Origin of the sequence: Paraburkholderia sp. JHI2823, from assembly GCF_038900695.1 — a bacterium.
GTDB lineage: Bacteria > Pseudomonadota > Gammaproteobacteria > Burkholderiales > Burkholderiaceae > Paraburkholderia > Paraburkholderia mimosarum.
In genome coordinates this window covers 75,227-98,262 of sequence record NZ_JAYMRY010000001.1, presented here as the reverse complement: position 1 = coordinate 98,262, position 23,036 = coordinate 75,227, and the positions used below count along the sequence as shown (strand labels likewise).

At 62.0% G+C, this 23,036-nt stretch carries 17 protein-coding genes; 9 read left to right on the top strand and 8 right to left on the bottom strand.

Annotated features, from left to right (window positions below):
• Positions 1-254 precede the first annotated feature (254 nt).
• From VSR34_RS00385 to tssC, 8 genes are all read right to left on the bottom strand, one after another.
• Positions 255-1,079 carry an alpha/beta hydrolase gene (locus VSR34_RS00385; RefSeq protein ID WP_342961588.1) on the bottom strand — a complete coding sequence of 275 codons (825 nt, stop codon included), beginning with the start codon at positions 1,077-1,079 and terminating at the stop codon, positions 255-257.
• A 16-nt stretch (positions 1,080-1,095) separates the two neighbouring features.
• Positions 1,096-1,710: a LysE family transporter gene (locus tag VSR34_RS00380; RefSeq protein WP_036046225.1), complete on the bottom strand. Its 615-nt coding sequence runs from the start codon at positions 1,708-1,710 to the stop codon at positions 1,096-1,098.
• Between the two features lie 346 nt (positions 1,711-2,056).
• Positions 2,057-3,034 (bottom strand): bifunctional helix-turn-helix transcriptional regulator/GNAT family N-acetyltransferase, encoded by a 978-nt coding sequence (locus tag VSR34_RS00375; protein ID WP_028232158.1) that lies wholly within the window; start codon positions 3,032-3,034, stop codon positions 2,057-2,059.
• A gap of 370 nt (positions 3,035-3,404) precedes the next feature.
• On the bottom strand, positions 3,405-3,683 hold the full coding sequence (locus VSR34_RS00370; RefSeq protein ID WP_342961587.1) for a PAAR domain-containing protein: 279 nt from the start codon (positions 3,681-3,683) through the stop codon (positions 3,405-3,407).
• A 38-nt stretch (positions 3,684-3,721) separates the two neighbouring features.
• Positions 3,722-4,153 carry a type VI secretion system baseplate subunit TssE gene (gene tssE, locus VSR34_RS00365; protein ID WP_342961586.1) on the bottom strand — a complete coding sequence of 144 codons (432 nt, stop codon included), beginning with the start codon at positions 4,151-4,153 and terminating at the stop codon, positions 3,722-3,724.
• 6 nt (positions 4,154-4,159) lie between these two features.
• Positions 4,160-4,852, bottom strand: a complete 693-nt coding sequence (locus VSR34_RS00360) for a DotU/TssL family secretion system protein (protein WP_342961585.1) — start codon at positions 4,850-4,852, stop codon at positions 4,160-4,162.
• On the bottom strand, positions 4,849-6,195 hold the full coding sequence (tssK, locus tag VSR34_RS00355) for a type VI secretion system baseplate subunit TssK (protein ID WP_342961584.1): 1,347 nt from the start codon (positions 6,193-6,195) through the stop codon (positions 4,849-4,851). Before tssK ends, VSR34_RS00360 begins: the two co-directional genes overlap by 4 nt.
• Before the next feature lie 42 nt (positions 6,196-6,237).
• The gene (gene tssC, locus VSR34_RS00350) at positions 6,238-7,641 is read right to left on the bottom strand and encodes a type VI secretion system contractile sheath large subunit (protein ID WP_342961583.1); all 1,404 of its coding nucleotides are present in this window, start codon (positions 7,639-7,641) and stop codon (positions 6,238-6,240) included.
• Between the two features lie 261 nt (positions 7,642-7,902).
• On the opposite strand from tssC, the gene vgrG reads away from it, so the two are divergent.
• The 9 genes from vgrG to VSR34_RS00305 all read left to right on the top strand — a co-directional run bounded on the left by vgrG (position 7,903) and on the right by VSR34_RS00305 (position 22,959).
• Positions 7,903-10,248 (top strand): type VI secretion system tip protein VgrG, encoded by a 2,346-nt coding sequence (gene vgrG, locus VSR34_RS00345; RefSeq protein ID WP_342961582.1) that lies wholly within the window; start codon positions 7,903-7,905, stop codon positions 10,246-10,248.
• A 26-nt stretch (positions 10,249-10,274) separates the two neighbouring features.
• Entirely contained in the window at positions 10,275-11,246 is a 972-nt protein-coding gene (locus VSR34_RS00340) for a hypothetical protein (protein WP_342961581.1), read from the top strand.
• Between the two features lie 23 nt (positions 11,247-11,269).
• Positions 11,270-14,422, top strand: a complete 3,153-nt coding sequence (locus VSR34_RS00335; RefSeq protein ID WP_342961580.1) for a T6SS effector BTH_I2691 family protein — start codon at positions 11,270-11,272, stop codon at positions 14,420-14,422.
• 128 nt (positions 14,423-14,550) lie between these two features.
• Positions 14,551-15,375: a DUF6708 domain-containing protein gene (locus VSR34_RS00330; protein WP_342961579.1), complete on the top strand. Its 825-nt coding sequence runs from the start codon at positions 14,551-14,553 to the stop codon at positions 15,373-15,375.
• A gap of 262 nt (positions 15,376-15,637) precedes the next feature.
• Positions 15,638-16,588, top strand: a complete 951-nt coding sequence (locus VSR34_RS00325) for a DUF6708 domain-containing protein (RefSeq protein WP_342961578.1) — start codon at positions 15,638-15,640, stop codon at positions 16,586-16,588.
• 263 nt (positions 16,589-16,851) lie between these two features.
• The gene (locus VSR34_RS00320; protein ID WP_342961577.1) at positions 16,852-17,799 is read left to right on the top strand and encodes a DUF6708 domain-containing protein; all 948 of its coding nucleotides are present in this window, start codon (positions 16,852-16,854) and stop codon (positions 17,797-17,799) included.
• Between the two features lie 92 nt (positions 17,800-17,891).
• Positions 17,892-18,149: a PAAR domain-containing protein gene (locus VSR34_RS00315; protein ID WP_342961576.1), complete on the top strand. Its 258-nt coding sequence runs from the start codon at positions 17,892-17,894 to the stop codon at positions 18,147-18,149.
• Entirely contained in the window at positions 18,149-19,423 is a 1,275-nt protein-coding gene (locus VSR34_RS00310) for a hypothetical protein (RefSeq protein ID WP_342961575.1), read from the top strand. The genes VSR34_RS00315 and VSR34_RS00310 overlap by 1 nt, the downstream gene beginning before the upstream one ends.
• A 209-nt stretch (positions 19,424-19,632) precedes the next feature.
• The gene (locus VSR34_RS00305) at positions 19,633-22,959 is read left to right on the top strand and encodes an ImcF-related family protein (RefSeq protein ID WP_342961574.1); all 3,327 of its coding nucleotides are present in this window, start codon (positions 19,633-19,635) and stop codon (positions 22,957-22,959) included.
• Positions 22,960-23,036: the final 77 nt, after the last annotated feature.

Genomic DNA, 23,036 nt, shown 5'->3' with positions numbered 1-23,036 from the left:
ACCTGAGCCGCGGCCGGAGTCCATGCCGCGCGAGGGCGGCCCGCACCCGGAACAGACGGCGGAAGTGCCGCTGGGCAGCCACGGGCGCGCAGAGCCGCCGGGCTCGTTCGGGCACAACAGCGCGCCAGTGCGGAGAAAGCGCAGTTAGCGCGTTCGAGGCGAAGCCCGCCGCACAGAGACATCTGATGGTTTTTTCGACACAGCGGGCGTGCATCACGCGACGCGTCTCAAAATGTCGATGCGTGTGAACGCGCTCACGGCGCCAGCATCCACGCCGTCATGCTGTGCACGACGTCGCTTTCCATGCCAGTGAAGCCGTGATACGCGAACGCCTCACACGGGTCGCCGTGCGAGGCGCCTCCGGAAACGAGCATCAGCCTCGTTCTCGGTGATTGCGTGAGCTTTTGCATCAGCGTGTCCGTTTCGGAAACGGGGCAGAACTTGCAGGCGTCGTCCTTGTGATGGACCACGAGCACGGGAATCTTCAGCGCCGCGAGATTCATGCCCGTAACCGGATCGCCGCCCCGGTTGTCGCGCAGGATGGTCGAGCTGAGCACGATGCCGTCCGGTCCGCTGCCGGGGCTTGCGTCGTTCGCGAGCGCAATGGCGATAGCCGCTGCGGACTGCGTGCCGCGGCTCGTGCCCACGAGCCACACCGGCACATGTAGTTGCTCGCGCAACCATGCGATTACGGCGCGTGCGTCCGCGGTGTGCTCGGGCGTGGGGCGAAAACCGTTCAGCCAGGGCGGCGATTGACGGTCGCTCGGCGCGTCGATGACGGCCACGGCAACGCCGTCGTTCACGAACAGCATGCGCGAGCGCACGAGGAAGTTGTTGGCGCCCCAGCCAAAGTTGCCCTGCGGGTCCAGTTGCAGTCCGCCGTGCCCGCCCGCGTAAAGAATGGCGGCCGCCTTTGGCGCCGCAGGCACGATGAAAAGAAACCGTTGCGTGACGCCGGGCCGCGTGGGAATGTCGACGACCCTCGGGGCCGTTTGCGCGTGAACGAGCAGGCTGAAGGCGGCGAGCACGAAGGCCAGCAGCGCGTCGTGCAGCGACCGGGAACGTATCCGTCGGATCACGGCCGCAGCGCGAAACTCAGCGGCCCGCGAGCATGCGGCCGCCGAGCGCGATCAGCACGACGCCCACGGCCGAGTCGAGCGCGGCCTTGCGCCGAACAAGAAACGCACGCACGGCGGGGTGCGAGGCGAGGAGGGCCATCGTGCAATACCAGGCGCACGAAATGAGGACGGCGATCACGACGACGGCCACCTCCAGCCAACGCGGCGCGGCGGCGGGGACCATCAACGCGAAGATGCTGCCGTAGAACGCAATCGCCTTGGGATTCGTCATGCTGACGACATAGCCCATTTTCGCGGCGGCCCAGCCCGATGCGCCCGCTTGCGCCGCAACCTGCATGGGTTCGCGCGCGCTCATGAGCATTCTGGCGCCGAGCCAGATCAGGTAGCTCGCACCCGCAATGCGCAACACCACGCCAATCCAGGCGACATGGGCGACGATCAGGCTCAGCCCTGCCATGGCGATCCATGCCCACGTGCCCGAGGCCGCGGCGAGGCCAAGGCCGGTCGCGAGGCCCGCGCGCCGCGAAGCCACGGCTGTCGAAGTGACGATGACGAAGTTCGGTCCAGGGCTGGCGACGCTCAGCAGCAGGACGCCCGAAAGGGCGAGCAGGACATTGAAATAGTTCACGATGGTGGATCCGCGGCTGGGTGAAGGCGTTAGAGGTCAAGGCGCCAGCGAGGCTCCCATCTTACCCGAGCCCGTTCGAACTGCGCGTGCCGAAGCTCGTCGACGCCCCTCAGCTCGATATCGTGATTGGCGGGCAAGACGCTGGTGCAGTCTCTAGCGGCTGGCGGGCCTCTGTCTATGCGCTCGGGGCATTGCGTGCGAAGGGGCGACTGGATGAAGACGCGAATGAACGTCGCGCTGTTCGCCGAGCGTCGACGTCTCGTCAACAAGCCGTTCCACGATCTGCTCGACAAGCGATGCACGGCGAAGGACTCAGCATGGCGGTAGCCTTCACGGCCGGACGAGCCTGTCAGGGCCTCGGTCGCACGAAGCGCTGCTCAGTGACCTTCGTGCCCCACTGATGTCCTTCGGATTCCTCATCGAAGCGGAAGCCGAATGATTCGTACAGGTGGCGCGCGGCGTCGAGGCCCTTGAACGTCCACAGATAAGTCTCGCCGTAGCGCGCATCGACGAACCGCATGGCGTTCGTCATCAGCTGCCGGCCGATGCCGGTGCCGCGCAACGAATCGTCGACGATGAACCAGCGCAGATGCGCCGCGTCGCAGACCTGGTCGGCGTGGCCGTCGATGGCGAGCGAAGCCAGTACGCGCCCCCGTTCCACGGCGAGCCACAGGGCCTTGCCTTCGGCGGGTAACGCGCCCGCGAATTGCGCCAGTTCCGTTGCCACCTTTTTCTCGAAGAACGCGCCGAAGCCCCAGTTCGCCGCGTAAAAGCGCGCGTGCAGGCTGGCGATGTCACCGATGCAGCCGGGCAGATAGCCCTCGACGATCTGCACGCCCGCCGTTTGCGCGGCCTCGCGGGTCGCGTTGGGGTTGTCGTGCGCGAGCGCGTCGGCGTAGAGCGCCAGCGCGCGCACGAGCGTCTGCTGGTCGGCGGGCACGAGACGCCGCAGCGCATTGGAAACCTGGTCGGTCGCGAAGCGGTCGATCCTCGCGCGCAGCTTCTGGCCCGCGGCGCTCAGGTACAGCTCGGAGGAACGCGCGTCGTCATCCGCTGTCTTGCGTTTGACCAAGCCGGCCGCCTGGAGCCGCGCGACCTGGCGGCTCGTGTTCGACTTGTCGAGCCGCAGGATGTCGCCGAGCGCCTTCGCGTTGATGCCCGGCTGGGCGCCGATCTCGATGATGGCGTGCACGGCGGAGGGGGCGAGATCGCTGTCCGCGAGCGTCGAGCGCATGAAGCCCAGCTCGCGCACAAGCCTGCGGGAGAACTCGCGCAACTCCAGGATCGTCGTTTCGCGGGGTTGTACGGGTATGTCGACATAATCCATGATGCTCTCCGCCTGGCCGCACGCAGGCGCGAACCGCTGATGGTTGCGCTTCGCAACCAATATAGGTGCGGTTGGCGGATTGTGCAAGGAGGGGGATGCGGCTGTTGGCCTGGGCGGCCAACTGGTCTGCAATTCGGGGTCTTCGGTGGTTTCAAGGCGCGCAGATTCTTTTGATTTTTTTTCACACGGCTTCTTCCGCGCAGCGTGCGAGCAGGCGCGCGGCGTTGCCGGAGCGGGCAGGCGCATCACCTCCCGCCAAGGAGCGGTGCAGTGCCTGTAGTGCTTGACCAGCACGCCCACGTACGGGGACTGTGAGGAGCGTTTCGCCGGCTCTCGTGATCGGGCCGGCGTCGCCTTCGAGCCCAGCCGATCATTCGTCGTAATACTCCGAGCGGGCGATCACGCGGTTCGTACCGCGCGGGCACTGGCAGGCCACGATATCGTTGTCCTTCACAGCGGCCGTGCCGCCCGACAGTCCCCAGCCTTTCGCCGTGCCCAGCATCGGGCCGTGATGTCCGCAGCGTCCGCAGGACGCCAGTCCCCCGTCCTTCGCGAGCGCGCCGTTCTCGTCGAAGAAGTCCTCGTCGCCATCGAGTACTTCGCCGCCGGTTGTCGTCTTGTTCCCCTTGATTGCCAGCATCGTTGCCATGTCGTGCGCCTTCTCGTCTCCAAATCGTTCGTAGTGCGTCAATATTTGTCGAGCGCCGCCTGCAACATCTTGAGCCTCGTTTTGCCGTCAGGCGTGAAGGCCGTGTCAAAACGCACGAGCCCCTCCTGATGCAGATGGCAAGCCATGGTGAAGCTGACCATCATGCCAGGCTCCGGGGTGTGCACCTCGATCTCGACCGCTCTCAGCCGTGGCTCGTACTTGAGCAATGTCGACTCGATGGCGTTGCGCAGCCGGTGTGTGGACGAGGGCAGGTGCCGGTAGATCTCCGACAGGTCATCGAGCCCGAAGTCCGGCAGGTGCGCGAGCGAGCGACGCCGGCTGTTCAGGATGCGCTCGATGTTGTCCCGCACCGAAAGGAACGTCTGCTCCTGCGGTGTAAAGTCATTCACGGTTGATCCATCGGCAAAATGCCCCGTGATCCGCTCGAAAAGTCCGGGTCCCGTACGCATGGTGCCTCAGTGCCCCATGCCGGCGATCGACGAAAGCAGCCACCGGTCGATCGCGAACCAGCCAAGTCCCGCCGCGAGACAGGCGAGAAGCACCCACGCGAGCGGGGGCAGCGGCCGACGGCGCCGACGCGACGGATTCACCACCACGGGGCCTGACCGATCGGGCGCACTTCTGTCCATGCTGGCGCCCGTGGCGCGCGCAAGACGCTCTTCAATGGAATGAATGAGCCTCGCGCGCGCTTCCCCCTCGTTCACGGCATAACGGCCCTTGAACCCGAGTCCGAGCACAGCCGCAAAGATCACCAGCAGGGGCGGCACTGGGTTCGCTTCACGCAGACGCTGACCTATCCGCCTGAGCAGTTCTTCGCCCGCGTCATTGCGGCCGAACACGCGCACCTGCAGCGGCTCGCGTTCCCACGCGTCACGCGCCTCCCCATCAAGTCCATTGAGGGCTGCTTCATCGAGCAGAGCGCATTGCGCATAAAGCGCGTCATCGATCACATCGCGTGGATGGCCGCGCCGCTGCAGTTCCTCACGCAGGCCGTTAATCTGGGCATCGGCGTCCTTGCGCAAGGCTTCCAGCGAGGGTGCGTTCCCGCTCACAAGTGCAACGACGGTGCGTGCCGTGTCGCGCAGCGACACAGGCAAGTGGGGCGGCAGGGCCGGGCCCGGGGCCGCTTGTGCGATGGCGAATTTCATGACGGCAGCACCGCGTAAAGCTCGAGTTCGGCTTCGGGAATCGATCCGGGCAGGTAGATCTGGCAGGCCCGCGCAGCAATCATGCGGGCAAAAGCCGGATCCGTACTGTCCACCGCAAAGTACTGGTTCTCGATGCGCACGGGAATCGCGGCAGGCACACGCGACACCGGACGCAGCGCAATGCCGTGCAGGGCGGAATTGACGACCTGTTCGACCTCGTCCGGCGCGCCCATCTTGCACAATGCCGGAATCTGTTCGAGAAGGGCGTAAGCGGGTAGGGCCGCGCGCACCGACAGGTAATAGTCGACATCTTCGGTAAGCCGGTCCTCGTTGATCTGGCCACGCCACATCGAAGGGCGCAGGCGCTCGAGCGCAATGGGTACGACCCGCGAAGGAATCACGGCATCCAGCAGCGCGCGGATCAGCGATTCCAGTTCCGCAAACACGGGTTCCGGCGCGCGATGGTCGTATGCCGGGATGGCCTGCAGCGTTTCCGTGGTCGAGAAGGTAAGGAGCGATCCGGCGAAGCGCGCGAGCAAGACGTACAGGCGTTCGGGATGCTGGTCTGGCGCCTGGGCGAGGCGCGCGAGTTCCGGCCACGTGCTGTTGACCGAATGCAGCAGCCAGAATAGCGCCACGTCGGACACCGCGAAATCCGCGATCTGGTCCGAACGCTCCTTGCGGCGCACCGCGAGACTGGCGCTCTTGGCTGTCAGGATCTCCGAGAGGCGCCGAATGCGTTGCGTGAGCCGCGTACTCGCCGACAGGAATAGACACGGCGGCACAAACGTCTCATCCACCTCGAAGCGCCCCTGAGGCGTACGCACAAGGCGGGCAACGGGACACGTTACATAATCGTCCGGCTTCTCGAAGTCGAACAGCAGCGCCACGACGTGGCGCTCGACGCTGATCTCTTCCTTTTCTTGCCCATTGAGGTCGACGACATGGACGAATTCGCGGGTCACGCGCCGTGGCCGTGCTGGCTTCTCGCCGGGCTCGACGCAGTTGCCGCCCTGGGCATCGACCAACGCCACGCCGGCGAGTACCGTCACCGCTTCCACATGGGTCGGCACATCGGACAGACTGCGCGCGCCAGGTAGCCAGTCGGCGGTTTCGCTGTCGATGAACGTGCCATCGCGCAGACGCGCCGTCAATCTCGCGAGCTGCAGCCGGTCGACCGCGAGCGCCTGTGTATCCAGTGCGGCACCGATCACCCCCCAGGCGTCGGGACTTGTGATACGGGCGATCTGGTCATTGGCGAACTGCTCCCACAGCGCCTGCTGCTGGAAGTGCTGTGGCGTCATGAAAATGCCGCGCGTCCACAGGGGTTTCGTTATCTTCATCGATGAGAGTGGTCGTGATTCAGGTAGGGAGGTGGATGGCGTTCAACGCCTGGCCTTCGGCATCTTCGACATGAGTGACAGGCTCACATCCATGCCCTCAATCTGGAAATGCGGAACAACGAACAGCGCGATACGAAAGAAGCCCGGGTTGTCTTCAATGTCTTCCACCACGACGCGGGCTTCGCGCAGCGGGTGTGAGGTCTGCAGGTCGTCACCCGGTGTCGTCATGACCGTGACGAGTGAACGGATCCACGTGTTCAGCTCGAGCTCGAGCAGTCTGCGATCCTTGGTTGTGCCGATATTCTCGCGCTGGATCATCTTGAGATGGTGCGCGATACGCGAGAGCAGGAAAATGTATGGCAGGCGCGCATTGATGCGGCTGTTGGCTGCGGCGTCGAGCGCGTCGAAAATAGCAGGCTTCTGGGTCGAATGCGCGGAATAAAAGCACGCGTAGTCGTGATTGCTCGTGTACGAAAGCGCAACGAGACCCTGCTCGGCGAAATCGAATTCACGGGTTTCAGGGATCAGCGCATCGGTGGCGATCTTCCCCAGATGACCGGTATCGAGATCGTAAAGATGGACCGGCAGGTCGGGTATCACGCCACCGGCCTGCGGACCGCGGATCTGAAGGCACCAGCCGTTGCGAACGAAACTTCTCACGAGGTTCACGGCGAAGGCGAACGCCGCATTTGCCCACACGTAGGCTTCGCTGCCGCCGCTACGAACATCCTCGGTGTAGTTGAACGCGTGCACGGGATTGAAGTCGGGTCCGTACGGCAGGCGCGCGAGAAACCGGGGCAGCGTGAGCCCGACATAGCGGGCATCCTCCGTTTCACGGAACGCCTTCCACTTGAGATAGATCGCGCGCTCGAAGTGGCCCGGTAGATCGCGTATGCCCGCGACTTCCTCCATCGACGTCCTGCCGAAGAACGCCGGCGCGACGGCGCCGATGAACGGCATGTGCGCTGCGGCCGCCACCTTCGAGAGATTACGCAGCAACGCAATGTCGGGCGCGCTCGCGTCGAATTCGTAGTTCGCGATGACTGCGGCGAACGGGTATGCGCCGGGCGTATCGTATTCCTGGGTGTAGGTCTGGAGGAACAGGCCGCTCTGGATGACTTCTGGCGCATCGTCGAAGTCCTGACGCAAGGACTCCTTCGAGACGTCGAGTACCTCGATACGCACGTTGCGGCGGAATTCCGTCCGGTCGACGAGGAACTGCAGGCCGCGCCACGCCGATTCGAGCGTCTGGAAAGCGGGGTGGTGCAGGATGGCGTCGATCTGCTTGCCTAGCAACAGGTCGATGGTGGCGAGACCGTGGTCGATGCGCAATGCATCCACGGCATTCGCCCGAACACGCTCAGCACGCGCACGAGTGCGCGCGGAGGAGTCGGGTGTCGTGGTCTTCAGGTCTTGCCCGGTGCTGTTCTGGAAGCTTGCGCTCATCGTTCAGTGAGTGAATCTATTCCGGCTTCGCTTGGGCGATGATGTTTAGCACGCGATGCATCTCAAAAAAATCAATAAGTGCAAGCGGTCACAATAGTCTGATCGAGAGCAATAAACGATGTTTCGCGACGCGATTGGCGCTTCACTAGCAGACTAAACGCGCGTACTTTACCGACCACCCAAAATCCCCATCGCTCGCGAAGTCATCATTTATGCATGGCGGTTTTGTAGCAAAACTGATCAGGTGAGGAATGGATGAGAATGGCAAGCCTGTTTGACGCAGCGGGGAAGTTAGTATCGAATTTGGGGGCGATACCAGGAAGGCAGGCGTATTTCCTGGATGTGCCTGGCGCCGACAGTGCAGCGCAACTCTCGGTCGTGTCATTCGACGCATCCGAGAAGATGGGCGAACCCAACATCGTGCGTATCGTGGTGACCCATCCGGGCCAGCTTGAGCGTGCCGATTATCTGAGCCGCGATGCGGTCTTCAGGATCGTGCCGGACTACGGTGCGCCGAAGATGTTTTCGGGATATATCGAGCGCTTTTCCATCGTACAGACCACGAAGGATTTCAGGAAATATGAGATTGTTCTGAAATCGCACGTTGGACGGCTTGGCGCGGTCACCAATACGCAGATCTACCAGCATCAGACGACGCCGGAGATCATGGCGTCGATTCTGAGACGGCATGACCTGCGTGAGCACCAGTTCGTTTTCCGCCTGCGCAAGCAGTACCCCAAGCACCTCTTTCGCTTCCAGTACAGGATCGATGATCTGGCTTATCTGCAGATGCTCATGCAGAAGTCGGGTATCTACTTCTATATCGTCGAGACCGAGCACGGCGCTCAGGTCGTGTTTTGCGACGACATCGACCACTACCTCTACGACCCGCGACTCATTGTGCCGTACCGTGAAGCGGCGGGCCTCGAAGCGGGAGGCATAGAAGCCGTCACCTACGTCAGGACGCACATGCAAACGGTGCCGAAGTCGGTCATGGTCGCGGACTACAACCCGGACAGCGCCTGGGAGCGTTTCCGGGATGAGGCAAACGTCGCGCCAGACGATCCAACGACGTACGGCAGGCCGTACATTTACGGCACAAATCACCTTGATCAGAAGGGTGCGAAGTGGGAGGCGCAACTGCGCCACGAAGCCGCGATCGCAAGGCAGGTGGTGCACGAAGGCGAAAGTAACGTGCTCGGGCTGCAGTGCGCGCGGGTGCTCGAAACGGATGTGGTGTTGCCCGAAGCGCCGAAGGGCCAGGTGATCATCGAGATCACGCACAGCGGCGCGCGCGATAAAGCTTATTCGAACAGCTACAAGGCCATTCCTGCCGACCGGCGTTTCCGTCTGGAACTGAGGCCGGAAACGTGGCCCAGGATCGCCGGCACACTTTCGGCGCGAATTTGCAGCCCGGACAAGTACACCTACGGCTACCTGAATTCCGTCGGCTATTACGTCGTGCGTTTCGACGTGGATTTTGCGGACTGGCCCAAGGGCGGTGAGAGTGTGCCGCTGCGCCTCGCAAAACCCTTCGCGGGCAAGCTGCAGACCGGCATGCACTTTGTCGCACTGGATAACGACGAGGCCACGATCACATTTAGAGATGGGGACCCCGACAAACCGGAAATCAGCGGCTTCCATCACCATAGCCAGGCCCGCGATCTGGTGACCAACGATCGCCGCTGGCTCTCGCGCAACGTGATCCGCACGCAGAAGAACAACAAGCTGCGCATGGAGGACTGGGAGGGCCAGGAAGGTATCAAGCTCAGTACGGAGCATTCCGGCAAGTCGCAGCTGAACCTCGGGTATCTGGTGAATCAGAAACTTGAATACCGGGGCGAGGGATTTGAGCTTCGGACGTCGGGGTATGGAGCGATTCGCTCGGGAAAGGGCTTGCTGGTAACGACTTACGACCAGCCACGCGCGTCGGGAAAGCAGCTCGACATGGACAACGCGCTGCAACACCTCGACGATGCCTACAGGCGTATGGAAGGTCTTGCCCAGGCAGCGAAACTTGCGCAGGTCGAAGCCGCCGATCTGAAAGCAATTGTAGAAGTCCAGCAGAAACAGATCAGGGACTTGCAGGAGGCCGTCATGCTGTTGTCGGCCAGCTCCTCAATCGCTCTTGTTACACCCGATTCCATTCACCAAAGCGCGGGAGCAAACCTGATGCTGACTGCCGGAGATAGCGCGGACTTCGGCGTGCTGCGCAGATTCAGGGTCTTTGCGGGCGAGATGATCAGTCTCTTCGCGCACCATATGGGCATGAAGTTCGTCGCCAATCGGGGAAAAATCCAGATGGAGGCGCAAAACGACGAACTCGAACTGACATCACAGCAAAACATGACAATCACGAGCAGCCAGGGCCATGTGGTCATGCAAGCCGGAAAGTCGCTCACGCTGAGCGAAGGAGGCGGGGCCTACATCAAGCTCGAGAACGGCCACGTGACAATCGGCTCGCCGGCGCAAGTCGCCATCAGGATGGCGAATTTCAAATGGGACGGTCCCGACAGCATCAAGGGGAAATTGCCCGGTTTTCAGGCATGCCATGCTTCCAACGCCGCCGCAGCGACCGCTGGCGAAAACAGTGTAGCGCTGGCATGAAAGACGACCGTACTCTTGCGCCCGCCGTGCGCGGCGCCGAACCGGAACTTCTACCGTGCCCGTCATTGCAACGCGGATTCCTGCTCGTGGATCCCGGTGCCCTGGAGAGCGATGCACCGTTGACTGCGCTTGCCGCGTCGACATGCACGCCCGTCAATTGGGGATCCGACCTCACTGGCCTGCCAATGGTGATCGATCTCGAACGATGCGAGCCGGTACATCGTGAATGGCTGACATCGAAACTTGTTGCAGAGCAGGGTCAGCGCGAGCACTTTCCTCTGGCGCGTCAGGCGATCTGCGGGCATCTCACGGCATCGACTTCGCTGGCTGACGTCGCCGCGCACATCGCGCGGCAGATACTCGTGCTGCCCGTCGACAGGAGAGGGTATCGGTCAGGTGTCGCTGCCCTCTGGCGCATTTTCGATCCCCGCGTCTTCGCGAACCTCTGCTGGATGCTCGATGCAGGCGATCATCACACGCTGCTCGGGCCGGTGTCATGCTGGTCGTTTCCGTGGTTCGGGCACTGGTACACCGTCGAAAGGACATGGCCATGGCGGCCGGAGCATGCCGCAAGCGATATCTCGCCGACCAGTCCCACGCCTGTCGAGATCAGCGTCTGGGAGAGGGCCCAAAGCATTGCGCAGATCAATCTGGTGCTGGGACGCCTGGGCTTGCCCAACGATCTTGTCTGGGCACAGCGGGTCTCCATCGCCAGACGCATCGAGTCCGCACTGGAGACCGCACGGCGCCGTCTTCACTGGCATCGGGCCGACGATCTGCTGCCCTACGCCGAGCACGTTATCCGATACGGTGAGGCCTTCGCGAATCATCCCGGGCTCACGGCGTACTGGCGATCGCGCGAAGCGCGCGAGGCGTCGGGCGGCTGGGCTGAAGCCGCCCGTCTACTGACGGACGACGACTACGAGATGCTGGAGCGGCAGCAGCCCGCTCTCGACGGAAACGGCCGTCATCCGCATCAGCCCCCCTCGACTTTCTGAGCGCTCAATCGATGTCTTCCTCAATGAATGAACCGAGTTGCCCCTTTTGCGACAAGCAGGGCCTGTTGATCATGCCGGTGCGCTACGCCGTAGCGCCGCAGGATATGCACCTGCCACCGGTTTCCGCGCCACTGAAGGTGGAAGACACTGCGCAAAGCGTCGGAAAGGGAAAGAAGCAGGACCTCGCATTGCGGGGCAGTGCACAGTACACGGCCCGCATCATGCGCAGCGGCTATCTCTACGTCTACGACGAGCTGCGCGATCGCCTGTCTGCATACTGGATCACCGCGGACGGCAGCTTCATGCAATTCCCGCCCGAGCTACCGATTCACCCGGGCGCCCAATCCGCGACGCCATGCGATTTTGACGGTCACAAGGAGCTGGCGGGCTGCATCGCGATTGAGGATGCCGGGCACGCCGGTATCGTCTGGCTGGGTTTTTCCGACGTGCAATGGACGGCGGCCGTGATCCGCGCGCATCGGGGTAGTGCCGGAAAGGCTCAGCGTGAACTGCATATGCGAGCGTTCGATGCGGGGGCGTGGGCGAAGGCGCACAAGACCACGCCGGGTCAACCTGCCTCGGGCAAGCGTGGCGGCACGCCGCATGCCGTTCCCCTCACGGTGCTTGCAGACACCGTTGCGGAATACGCACCGGTGTCCAGTGCGGTCAAGGCAGCATCGAAGCCGTTCATACCGGACACTGCGCCGTTTTCGCATATGCATGCCTATCACAGGAGCGACGGCGGGAAAGCCCTGGCATCGTTCGATGCGGGCGCCATGCTTGCCGCCTGCGAGCGCCGCAGTCCCGGCATGCAGGCGGCGATCGTCGCACTGGACGATCCTTCCGGCATCGCGAGAGATCTTGCCGCGCTCATCCAGTGGCACCAGGATCGGCTGCTGGATACGCCGGTGCCAAAAAACAGATTCGGAAACGGGTATGGCTATGCGACGACCTACCGGAACCTGGTTGCCCTGGAGGGCTCGCTCAAGGCGCTGAAATGCTCCAACGACGAGAAGGTCAAGCTTCAGGTTTTCGCTGACCGCGAGGCGTTGGCCGACTACATGAAGCTGAGTTACGAGGTCGCGCGCGAGCAGCTGGCGGAGATGGAACGGGAGAAGGCGGCGGAACGCGCCGCGACGTCTTCGATGCCCGGGCGCCCGGTCTTGCCGGGATCGTTCCCTGCGAAGCCGACGGCGGAGGAACTCGCCAGCCAGCAGAAGTACGACGCGTTGCTGAGAAACCCCACGCCGAAAACTATTGAGACGGCGCAGACGACGTCCTGGACCGGGTATCTGGGGCGCACGGTCATCAACCAGCCACGTGGGCCCTATACGCAGTGGCAAACGGCGTTCAGGGAAGCCTCCGACACGCTGCAGTCGCAGCACATCACGCCCCTGGCCCAGGCGCATGCCGCGTGGCTGCAGAGCAACCGCCTCGCCAACGTGCTCGAAAGTACGCACGACGGCGCAGACCCGTTCTCCGGTGACGTCTATGCCGGGACGCTCCATCGTTGCATCGGCGCCACGCAGCAGATCGAAGGATGCCGGAAAGTCTGTGAAACGTGGCTTCGCGGCGATGTCACGGACAAGTGCAACCTGCTGCTGCGCGCCTTGCTGTTGAGACAGGACGGGTTGATCCAGCTGGTTGCTGCTGCCCCGCTGGTTCCCGAGGGCGTTCCCTGGCAGGCGCTGATGGACCAGTACGCCACCCATCTGAAGGCGCTGCTCAAGCCGGACCCGACTGCGCCGGCCAATGCGGCTGCGTCACAGAAGGCCGAGGCGAAGGCGAGAGCGGAATATGAGGACGCCCTCGCGGATTACATGAAGGCGGTGAACGATCACCCCGGAGTGGCATGGTCTAACAACCCAGTCAAGAGCCGGATGGAGAAGACAGAGGCTGCATGGAAGAACAGCCAGTCGGTTGCTGCGCAGGCGAAGCAGGATACCAACCCGAAGCTGCTTCCCGACTGGGCCGCGACGGTGCTCGTTTATACGACTTCGGCGCTGGCGACCGTGCTGCGCGAGTTCAACGGCAACGCGGCGGAAAAAAAGCTGATGCAGTGGATGGTGATCGTCGGCGTTTCGCTCAGGTCGCCGGTGGGAGTCATCGAAGTCAACGGCAACGTCGGGCAGACGACCCGAAGTCTGGCGAAGATCTTCGTGGCAAACCTGGTGGAGGCGGGCAGGCAAAGCGGCAAGCCGCTTTCGAACGACTTGATCCGGCAGCTGACGACCTATGCCGAGCGTCAGGTGAGGGCCAGCTTTCCGGCTGGCAATATCGGTTCGTTCGAGACGCAGCTGGGGAATAAGACAAGGTCGAAAATGGCCGTCTTCATCACGCCGGAAATGAACCGGGAACTGGACGCGATCAAGGATCCGACGCAGAAGATCCGGTGGCTGACGGAGCATGTCAGGACGCCCATGAACCTGCACGAGTACGGCACGCTGAGGGTGGCGCAACGGCGGGAGCTTTATGGCTCCGTGTCCGAAGGTGTACTGACTGTTGTGGACGCGATTGCGAAATACGCGAGCTGGCAGCAATGCATCAGTGACGAGGCATCGGCGTTGCCGTCGCAGAAAGCATGGACGCAGGACGTGCGCGTGACGACCGGGGGCGCGCTGTACGTAGGCGCACTGGCGACGGGGGCTGGCAACGTCGTCAAGGCGTATGGCAACTGGCGGAACGTTTATGCAGTGGGGATGGTTGAACGGTTGTCGGCTGAGAAGCTGGTGGCGCGTGCGACCATAGCGCTACGCGTGGTGGGCGTGCTGACCGGGGTGATTGCGGGGGTGTATGCGGTGATGGATATTGTGGATGCTGAACAGAGCTACCGCGAATCCCAGTGGAAACTTCTCAGTCTTCAAGCGTCTTCAGGCACAGCTGGGGTTATCGCAGCAATCGTAAGCATATGGGCAGCGCTGGCATCAGAAGGAGGGGCTACCGTGATCGGATCGATCGGCGTCCTCGGCACGACGATCTCCATAACCTTGACCATGCTCGGATTTGTTCTTGCGGTACTACTGGCGGCCATTGCACTCTGGATCGCTGCGGTCAAAGGCGACAAGATCGCGCAGTGGCTGGAGCGATCCTACTGGGGGGCGTTAAACGAAACGGCACGCTATGCCGATGCGAATGTGGAACAGACCGACTTTAACAACGTGATGGCGGGGGCGTAAAGACGATGAAACCGCGCGCACTAAAGTCAATCAGACAGGAGCGTCCGCTTACCGCGGAGGATCGGGCCTGGCATTTGTCAGTCAATCAGCCGGCAGGTCAGCCGCATGCCTCCGCGTTGGCGATTCGCATGAATTCGACCTACCTGGAGGTTGTTGATGGGTATTACTCCAATCGCGGCGTGATGAGTGTGGTTGGGGCGTTCGCCGCAGGTGTCGGTGCAGTTTCGATTATCGTCTTTTTGTATCGGACGGCCGGCAATTATTTCGCTTCGGATTGGGATCATCGCCAGGATGTTCCAATGTTTGCGTCTCTGCTATATGTCAACTTGCTGTTCTCCATGCTTATCTGGGTCTCCATTGCTTTCAATCGCTGGATTGGGGAATGGTTCGGCTACACGCACTATCCGATCCGCCTGAACCGGCGGAACCGGATGGTCTATGTGTTCCGCGGCGATGGCACGGTACTCGAGACGCCATGGGACTCGACGTATTTCACGCTCTACGTGGTGAAGAACGTGGCCGGCATGCGCACGCTGGGCATCTGTGGGCTGGTAATGAAGGATGCGCAAACGGTTCAGGAGCAGTTCTTCTTTGGATACTCCTCGCCGAAGAAGGAAGACTGCCTGCGCCACTGGGAATTCATGCGCCGCTACATGGAAGATGGCCCGCAGGCGGTGCTGAACGCGGAAGGATTCCGGTACTGCCTGCCGATTGCCGACAGGAAGGAGACGGCTTATCAGGGCTGGGTGGTACTGGTATCGAACGACGCCTGGAACCCGGTCATCAAATGGCTGATGTTTCCGCTTCATGTGCTGTTTTTCATCGGCCGTCTGGTCTGGCGTGCGGTGTCCAGGACACCCCTGTGGCCGGCGGACGTGGTGGCGGCCTGCCGCATCGAGGCGGGGGACCCCTTTGTACGTGATTCGAGCACCAATCCTCCGGGGTTTCAGTGACACAGCGGAAAACAGTAAATTGTGCGAATGAATTCCCTGGTGTTCCCGGCGTGACAGTCTCCTTAGCCTTGACCCGAATCGGATTCGTTCTTGCCGTACTACTGACGGCCATTGCACTCTGGCTCGATGCGGTCAAAGGCGACAAGATCGCGGGGTGGCTGTCGCGATCCTACTGGGGGACGTTGAACGCAACGGCGCGCTATGGTGATGCGAATGTGGAACAGACCGACTTTGACAACGTCATGGCGGGGGCATAAACACGATGAAACCACGCGCACTGAAATCGATCAGGCAAGAGCGCCCGCTTACGGCGGAAGATCGGGCCAGGCATCTGCCGGTCAATCAACCAGCAGGTCAACCGGATGCCTCCGCGTTGGCGATTCGCATGAACTCGACCTATCTTGAGATGGTGGATGGGTATTACGGCGATCGCGGAATACTGAGCATATTCGGAGTGTTTTTCCTAACCGCCGTATGTGCGGCATGGTTAGCGTCTCTATATATCACCGTTTTTTATAACTATCTGAACCCGGACTGGGATCGTCATGATGAAGTACCACTGCTCGTAACTATGGTGGTCGTGACAGTCATCATTGCGCTGTTCGTCTTCATTTTTTTAGCCTTCTACCGCTGGTCAGGCGAGTGGTTCGGCTATACGCACTATCCGATCCGCCTGAACCGGCGGAACCGGATGGTCTATGTGTTCCGCGGCGATGGCACGGTACTCGAGACGCCATGGGACTCGACGTATTTCACGCTCTACGTGGTGAAGAACGTGGCCGGCATGCGCACGCTGGGCATCTGTGGGCTGGTAATGAAGGATGCGCAAACGGTTCAGGAGCAGTTCTTCTTTGGATACTCCTCGCCGAAGAAGGAAGACTGCCTGCGCCACTGGGAATTCATGCGCCGCTACATGGAAGATGGCCCGCAGGCGGTGCTGAACGCGGAAGGATTCCGGTACTGCCTGCCGATTGCCGACAGGAAGGAGACGGCTTATCAGGGCTGGGTGGTACTGGTATCGAACGACGCCTGGAACCCGGTCATCAAATGGCTGATGTTTCCGCTTCATGTGCTGTTTTTCATCGGCCGTCTGGTCTGGCGTGCGGTGTCCAGGACACCCCTGTGGCCGGCGGACGTGGTGGCGGCCTGCCGCATCGAGGCGGGGGACCCCTTTGTACGTGATTCGAGCACCAATCCTCCGGGGTTTCAGTGACACAGCGGAAAACAGTAAATTGTGCGAATGAATTCCCTGGTGTTCCCGGCGTGACAGTCTCCTTAGCCTTGACCCGAATCGGATTCGTTCTTGCCGTACTACTGACGGCCATTGCACTCTGGCTCGATGCGGTCAAAGACAACAAGATCGCGCAGTGGCTGGCGCGATCCTACTGGGGGGGCGTTAAACGAAACGGCACGCTATGCCGATGCGAATGTGGAACAGACCGACTTTAACAACGTGATGGCGGGGGCGTAAAGACGATGAAACCGCGCGCACTGAAGTCAATCAGAAAGGAGCGCCCCCTTACCGAACAGGATCGGGCCTGGCATTTACCGGTCAATCAACCGGCAGGTCAGCCGCATGCGTCGGCCTTGGCAATTCGCATGAATTCGACCTACCTGGAGGTTGTTGATGGGTATTACTCCAATCGCGGCGTGATGAGTGTGGTTGGGGCGTTCGCAGCAGGTGTTGGTGCAGTCTCGATTATTGTCTTCTTGTATCAGACGGCCCGCGCTTATTTCGCTCCAGCTTGGGATCATAACCAGGATGTCCCAATGTTTGCGTCTCTGGCATATGCAATATTGATTTGCTCCCTGCTTGTTTGGGGCATGGTTGCTTTAAATCGCTGGATTGGGGAATGGTTCGGCTACACGCACTATCCGATCCGCCTGAACCGGCGGAATCGCATGGTCTATGTGTTCCGTGGCGATGGCACGGTGCTCGAGACGCCATGGGACTCGACGTATTTCACGCTCTACGTGGTGAAGAACGTGGCCGGCATGCGCACACTGGGCATCTGTGGGCTGGTAATGAAGGATGAGAAAACGGTTCAGGAGCAGTTCTTCTTTGGATACTCCTCGCCGAAGAAGGGGGACTGCCTGCGCCACTGGGAATTCATGCGCCGCTACATGGAGGATGACCCGCAGGCGGTGCTGAACGCGGAAGGATTCCGGTACTGCCTGCCGATTGCGGACAGGAAGGAAACGGCTTATCAGGGCTGGGTGGTGCTGGTATCGAATGACGCCTGGAACCCGGTCATCAAATGGCTGATGTTTCCGCTTCATGTGCTGTTTTTCATCGGCCGTCTGGTCTGGCGTGCGGTGTCCAAAGTGCCCCTGTGGCCGGCGGACGTGGCGGCGGCCAGCCGCATCGAGGCGGGCGACCCCTTTGTACGGGATTCGAGAACCAATCCTACGGGGTTTCAGTGACACAGGGCAAACAGTAAGATATGCGAATGATATAAAGTTTTTCAGTGCGACTAAACACTGCGTCCAAATCATCCATCTGAAAGGATACGAAAATGCCTGACCTCATCTATGTCGGCGATGCCACCAGCCACGGCGGCGTGGTGCAGACCGGCTCGTCGCGCGTTTCTCTGGACGGTCGCGGAGCAGCCCGCAAGACAGACAGGGTTTCGTGCCCTCGTTGTGGAGATAATGAGATCGCCGAGGGTGACGAGCGAATGAAAGACGGAGAATTGCCGCTCGCTTTCCACGGCCATCGTACGCGCTGTGGCGCAATCCTCCTTTCATCGAGCGGCAAGACGGGCAGCGCTTGATGGCCTACGACCTGCGCCGCCTGGCTCCGGAGAAAGCAATACCCCCGTTCGAACCTGCCTGGAAACGGTGGGCGGCGCTGTTCGTAGTCGTTGTGGGTGGCGGCGCATTCGGCATGTTGCGACTGTGGGGTAGCGCCGCGCCGACTCACACAACATGGTTCTGGTTCTGGGTCGTGGGAATTCCCTTCTTGTTCTGGCTAATTCCTTTCCTTGCGTACTTGGGAGTCCTTCAATCGAGGCGTCATCGTGCCGAAGAGTTCAATGAAGACCGGGCCGACTATATCCGTGCGGTTCAGAGAGAGGGCGGTGTTCCGTTGCACGTCCTCGCATCGGGCTTTATCTTTTCCGCTCTCGAGCACGAAAACACGCCGGTGGCAGTGGCCAACAAGGAATTGCGGCTTGAACCGCGCAGCCGGTTTGCCGGTGATGATCGGACAGTGGAGGCGCGATGGATAGCGCCATCCGGCTTGGGCTGGCTTCCTGGCGATGACGCAGTAGACAGCGCACGTCACGAGGACGTATTCGCATCCGTGACCAATTACCTGGTCGGGCAGATTGCGGAGACTATTCGGGCGCTACCGGAAAATATTCGCTTGACGGTCGACGTGAGAGTCGATTCCCTGCTCGATCTTTCCTGCATGGACGCGCTGTGGCGTGCCGCGTGGGAGGCGCAACGGCTTCGACCAGTCCCTGCGCCGATAGTCCGCATCATTGCTCCGGAGTTGATCGACGTCGACAACTGGCTGGACGGCGACCCGGCTTTCGCGTCCGATGAGGTAAAAGTCGTTTGTGCGATTCGGCTCGAACCTCTGCTGAACGTCGTGCCCAACGCCGGAGTCGCCGAGGCGGGGGCGATTCTCGTGCTCGCATCGGATTCACTGGTTCGGCGCAAACGACTGCCTGGAATGGCGCTGCTTTATCGACCGGAGCGAGGGGGGGAGGCGGATCTGTCTCAATTGCTTCTGCAGGCACTCTTCTGGAGCCGGGCGAAGGGGGGTGAACTGTTTGACCACTGGTTCAGCGGAGGCGCGCAAGCGCCGCTTCAGCGGGCGCTGCAAGGTCAGCTCGTTTCGCAGGGGGTGGCCGTCGGAGAGGCAATTGGCTTGCAAGGGCACCACGACATCGATTTGCGCATTGGTAGCGCCCGCTTCGTGGCACCGTGGCTTGTCATCGCGCTCGCAGCAGCCTACGCGGGCATGTGCTCACGAAAACAGCTCGTTAGCGTGACGGGTGACAACGTATTGACTATTGCGGTGATTGCACCCCGGTCCTGAAGAATTTCACTATGCGATTGAACCTCAAATTTGCCGCCCTCTTTGCCACGGTGGTAGGTGCCTCACTCCTTGTTCTGTGGAAGGGAAGTGAATTTGGACTAGCGTCTCCACTTGCACGTTGGCTGGTTGTTGCCGGTCTCGCTATTTTTTATTTGCTGGTGGTGATTGCCGGTATCGTGTTGGGTCGACGCGCACGACGCAAGGCGGCCATGGCCGAGATCGGCTCGGCAAAGATCAATGAAACGACAACGGCGCCTGAATCGGAGGAAAAGCCATTCCTGACTTTTCGGGCCGACATGCGTAGCCGTTATGGCTGGCGTTGGCGGGACCGGTTGCCATGGCTGCTGGTGACGGGTGAGAGTGCGGCGATCACGCGCCTGCTGCCCGAGTTGGTGGAGTATGGCTATCTGATCACCGATGATGCCGTGCTGCTGTGGAGAGGCTTGGGGACAAACGGTCGTCCCGACGCGGCATGGCTGCGCCAGCTCAGCTGCCTGAGGTGCAGCCGGCCCCTGGATGCGATTGCACTGGTGCTCGACGACAAGACCTTGTTGCCGGACCACTTGGTTGACAGGAATCCTTGGGGACTTCACCTGGCGCGCATCACCGAAATCCTGCGTTGGTCGGCACCCGTGTATGTGGTCGATGTCGCCGGCACGGATTCCGTACATCGGACCGCTACACCGGTGACCGGCTGCGAATTTACGCATCCCGTCAGTGCGGACGCGATTGAAGCGGCACTGCTTGAATTGCGTGATCGACTCGCCGATCGAAGTGTGCATCAGCTCGCCGCCAACGGGGAAGACGCCTATGCATCGGACCTATCGAGGCGGCTCGATACCCGTGCGGCGCCACTCGCACAATGGATCGCAGGCCTTTCGGACTGGCAGCGACGCCCCTTGCCGGTCGCAGGCGCTTTTTTTGCGCCGCTTTTTGTTAGCGGTGCGTCGTCGAGTGGCTCGAATAGCGCGCGACTGCCGTTGTGGCGTTATCTGGTCGCCAGCGCAAACCGCACTCCGGGCCGCCGCACGTTCTCCAATCCAGTGACGATCGTTTCGGCGATCACCCTTGCCCTCATCGGCCTATGGAGCATCGGCATGCTCATCTCGGGCACGAACAACGCACGTGAAGTCATGCTCACGAAAGCGTCACTGGAGGCGCTTGCCCGCGCGAACGACACCCCCGCTCGCCTGCGCGCACTGCACGGACTCCAGCAACGCATCAGTCTGCACGAGGCACGCGTGCAGGAGCATACTCCGCTGTTTGCCCGCTTCGGCCTGAACCGCGACCGGGCCGTGCTCAACGCATTGTGGACACCTTACGCGCGTGCCGCAAAACCGCTACTCATCGCGCCGGCCCAGCAGGACATCGAAGGCCAGCTCGTCGATCTCGGGCAGATGTCGACCGCCCAGGTCGACACCCAGAGCAGCCAGATGGCGCAGGACGGCCAGCAGGCGCTGAAGACCTATCTCATGATGGCCGACCCGCAACGTGCCGATCCCGCCTTCATGACGCCTCAGCTTGTGCATCACTGGAACCTCGACACAGGCCTGCGGCCCGGCGAAAAGCTCGACTTGTCCGCGCAGCTCATGCGTTTCTGGGCGCAGCACCTGCCGGACCATCCCGACTGGCGCATCCAGCCGCGCGAGGAACTCGTGGGCGGCGCTCGCCAGACGCTGCTCGCGGTCATCGGCGTGAGGAACTCCGAAGACACCATCTATCAGGGCATCCTCGATTCGGTCGGCCACAAGTATCCCGACCAGTCACTCGCCTCACTCACGGCGGGCACGGACACGCGCGGCCTCTTCGCGACGTCGGCAACGGTCCCGGGCGTCTTCACGCGCCAGGCTTGGGAAGGCTCCATCGAGGCCGCGATCGACGCCGCCGCGAAACACAATGGCGTCGAGGGAAACTGGGTGCTCGGCAACGCCGGCGCTGCGCAGCCCGGCAGCGGCGTGACGGCTGATGCGCTGCGTACGGCCCTGCGTGCGCATTACTTCTCCGACTATGCCGAGCACTGGCAGGACTTCATGAACAGCATCCGGTGCGCAACGGCCCCCACGCTGCCAGCCGCCGTGGGTCAGCTCAAGCTCATCGCCGATGCCCGGCAGTCGCCGCTCATCGCGCTGATGAAGTCGGTCGCCTGGCAGGGTGAGGCGGGCGCACAGCAGGCCTCGCTATCCGATGCGCTGGTTAGCAAAGCGCAGAATCTGTTCGGCAGGAAGGACGATGCTCCGCAGGCCGAGCCGGCCGGGCCGCTCGACGCTTCGTTCGGCACGGTGCTCAAGCTGGTGGGGCAGGCTGGGAGGAGCAATGCTGCGCCCCCCGCTAGCAGCGATCTGAGCATGGAGCGCTTCGCGGAACGCGTGACGACACTGCGACTGAAGCTGCAGCAGATCAGCGACAGCGCCGACCCCGATGACCAGGCGCGCCAGGTCGCGCAGTCGCTCTTCAAGGGCAAGGGCTCGGAGCTCTCGGATACCCTCTCGTACGCGCAGCTCATCGCCGCGAGTCTGGGCGAACAATGGGTGGGCATGGGCAGCGCGCTGTTCGTGCAGCCGATCGAGCAGGCCACGCAGACCGTGCTGAGACCCGCACAGGCGAGCCTGAACGATGCCTGGCGCCAGACCATCGTAGCTACGTGGAACCGCTCATTTGCCGGCCGCTATCCGTTTGCGAACACGTCCAACGATGCCTCGCTGCCCGAACTCGCCCGCTTTGTGCGTCCCCAGGGCGGCCTCATCAATACGTTCCTCTCCACCCAGCTTGCCGGCGCCCTGCAGTTGCAGGGCGATCAGTGGGTGGCAACGTCGGGTGGTACAGGCGCGGGCAGCATGACACGTGCATTCGATCCCGATTTCCTGAAGGCTATCAATACGCTGCAGCAGATCGCCGGGCACCTGCTCGCCCAGGGCGAGCCGCAATACACGTTTGCGCTCCAGCCCGTGCCCACACCTGGGATCACGGATACGCTGCTTACGCTCGACGCACAGACATTGCACTACTACAACCAGGTGCAGCCGTGGCACACGATGACATGGCCGTCGAACGATCCGCGCAGCGCCGGCACTCGGCTCGAATGGCAGACGGATACGGCGGGCACGAACCGGGGCTTCGAATTTGGCGGCCGCTGGGCGCTCGTGCGTATGCTGGAGCGGGCAAGCGTCGACTCCGTGGATAGCGCGACGTATCAGCTCACGTGGCAGGCCAAAACGGAACTCTCCGATCCAAAGTCTGCCCCGGCAAAGTCCGACGCTGCGCCAGACACAGCGGCGCTGACGGCCCAGGAGCCACTCGCACCGGCGCCATCGATCATGACGCATCCGCTGCGCTACCTGATACGCACCGATGTCGGCAAGGGCCCGCTCGAACTGCTGGCACTGCGCGGCTTCACGTTGCCATCGCGCATCTTCGTTGAGCGCGCAGCGCCCGGCGCGAAGACGGCCCAGCCTGCCGGGCCGCCGCCGCTGCCCAGGGCCGCTATTGCCGCCGCGAAGCTCTCGGCCGTTCCCATCCCCGGAGGCAGCCCTAAATGAACGCGACAACATTGCTTCACCGCGCTCGGGCGTCCGCAAGCTGCTTTTCGTCGCGCCAGCGCTGCTGCGGACTGACC

What these genes read in the sequence shown, in the direction of transcription:
- VSR34_RS00335 (WP_342961580.1), top strand. Translation starts at nt 11,270, where the DNA reads ATGAATGAACCGAGTTGCCCCTTTTGCGACAAGCAGGGCCTGTTGATC.
- VSR34_RS00370 (WP_342961587.1), bottom strand. Translation starts at nt 3,683, where the DNA reads ATGGCAACGATGCTGGCAATCAAGGGGAACAAGACGACAACCGGCGGC.
- VSR34_RS00305 (WP_342961574.1), top strand. Translation starts at nt 19,633, where the DNA reads ATGGCCGAGATCGGCTCGGCAAAGATCAATGAAACGACAACGGCGCCT.
- tssC (WP_342961583.1), bottom strand. Translation starts at nt 7,641, where the DNA reads ATGAGCGCAAGCTTCCAGAACAGCACCGGGCAAGACCTGAAGACCACG.
- tssK (WP_342961584.1), bottom strand. Translation starts at nt 6,195, where the DNA reads ATGAAGATAACGAAACCCCTGTGGACGCGCGGCATTTTCATGACGCCA.
- tssE (WP_342961586.1), bottom strand. Translation starts at nt 4,153, where the DNA reads ATGCGTACGGGACCCGGACTTTTCGAGCGGATCACGGGGCATTTTGCC.
- vgrG (WP_342961582.1), top strand. Translation starts at nt 7,903, where the DNA reads ATGGCAAGCCTGTTTGACGCAGCGGGGAAGTTAGTATCGAATTTGGGG.
- VSR34_RS00315 (WP_342961576.1), top strand. Translation starts at nt 17,892, where the DNA reads ATGCCTGACCTCATCTATGTCGGCGATGCCACCAGCCACGGCGGCGTG.
- VSR34_RS00375 (WP_028232158.1), bottom strand. Translation starts at nt 3,034, where the DNA reads ATGGATTATGTCGACATACCCGTACAACCCCGCGAAACGACGATCCTG.
- VSR34_RS00360 (WP_342961585.1), bottom strand. Translation starts at nt 4,852, where the DNA reads ATGAAATTCGCCATCGCACAAGCGGCCCCGGGCCCGGCCCTGCCGCCC.
- VSR34_RS00320 (WP_342961577.1), top strand. Translation starts at nt 16,852, where the DNA reads ATGAAACCGCGCGCACTGAAGTCAATCAGAAAGGAGCGCCCCCTTACC.
- VSR34_RS00330 (WP_342961579.1), top strand. Translation starts at nt 14,551, where the DNA reads ATGAATTCGACCTACCTGGAGGTTGTTGATGGGTATTACTCCAATCGC.
- VSR34_RS00325 (WP_342961578.1), top strand. Translation starts at nt 15,638, where the DNA reads ATGAAACCACGCGCACTGAAATCGATCAGGCAAGAGCGCCCGCTTACG.
- VSR34_RS00310 (WP_342961575.1), top strand. Translation starts at nt 18,149, where the DNA reads ATGGCCTACGACCTGCGCCGCCTGGCTCCGGAGAAAGCAATACCCCCG.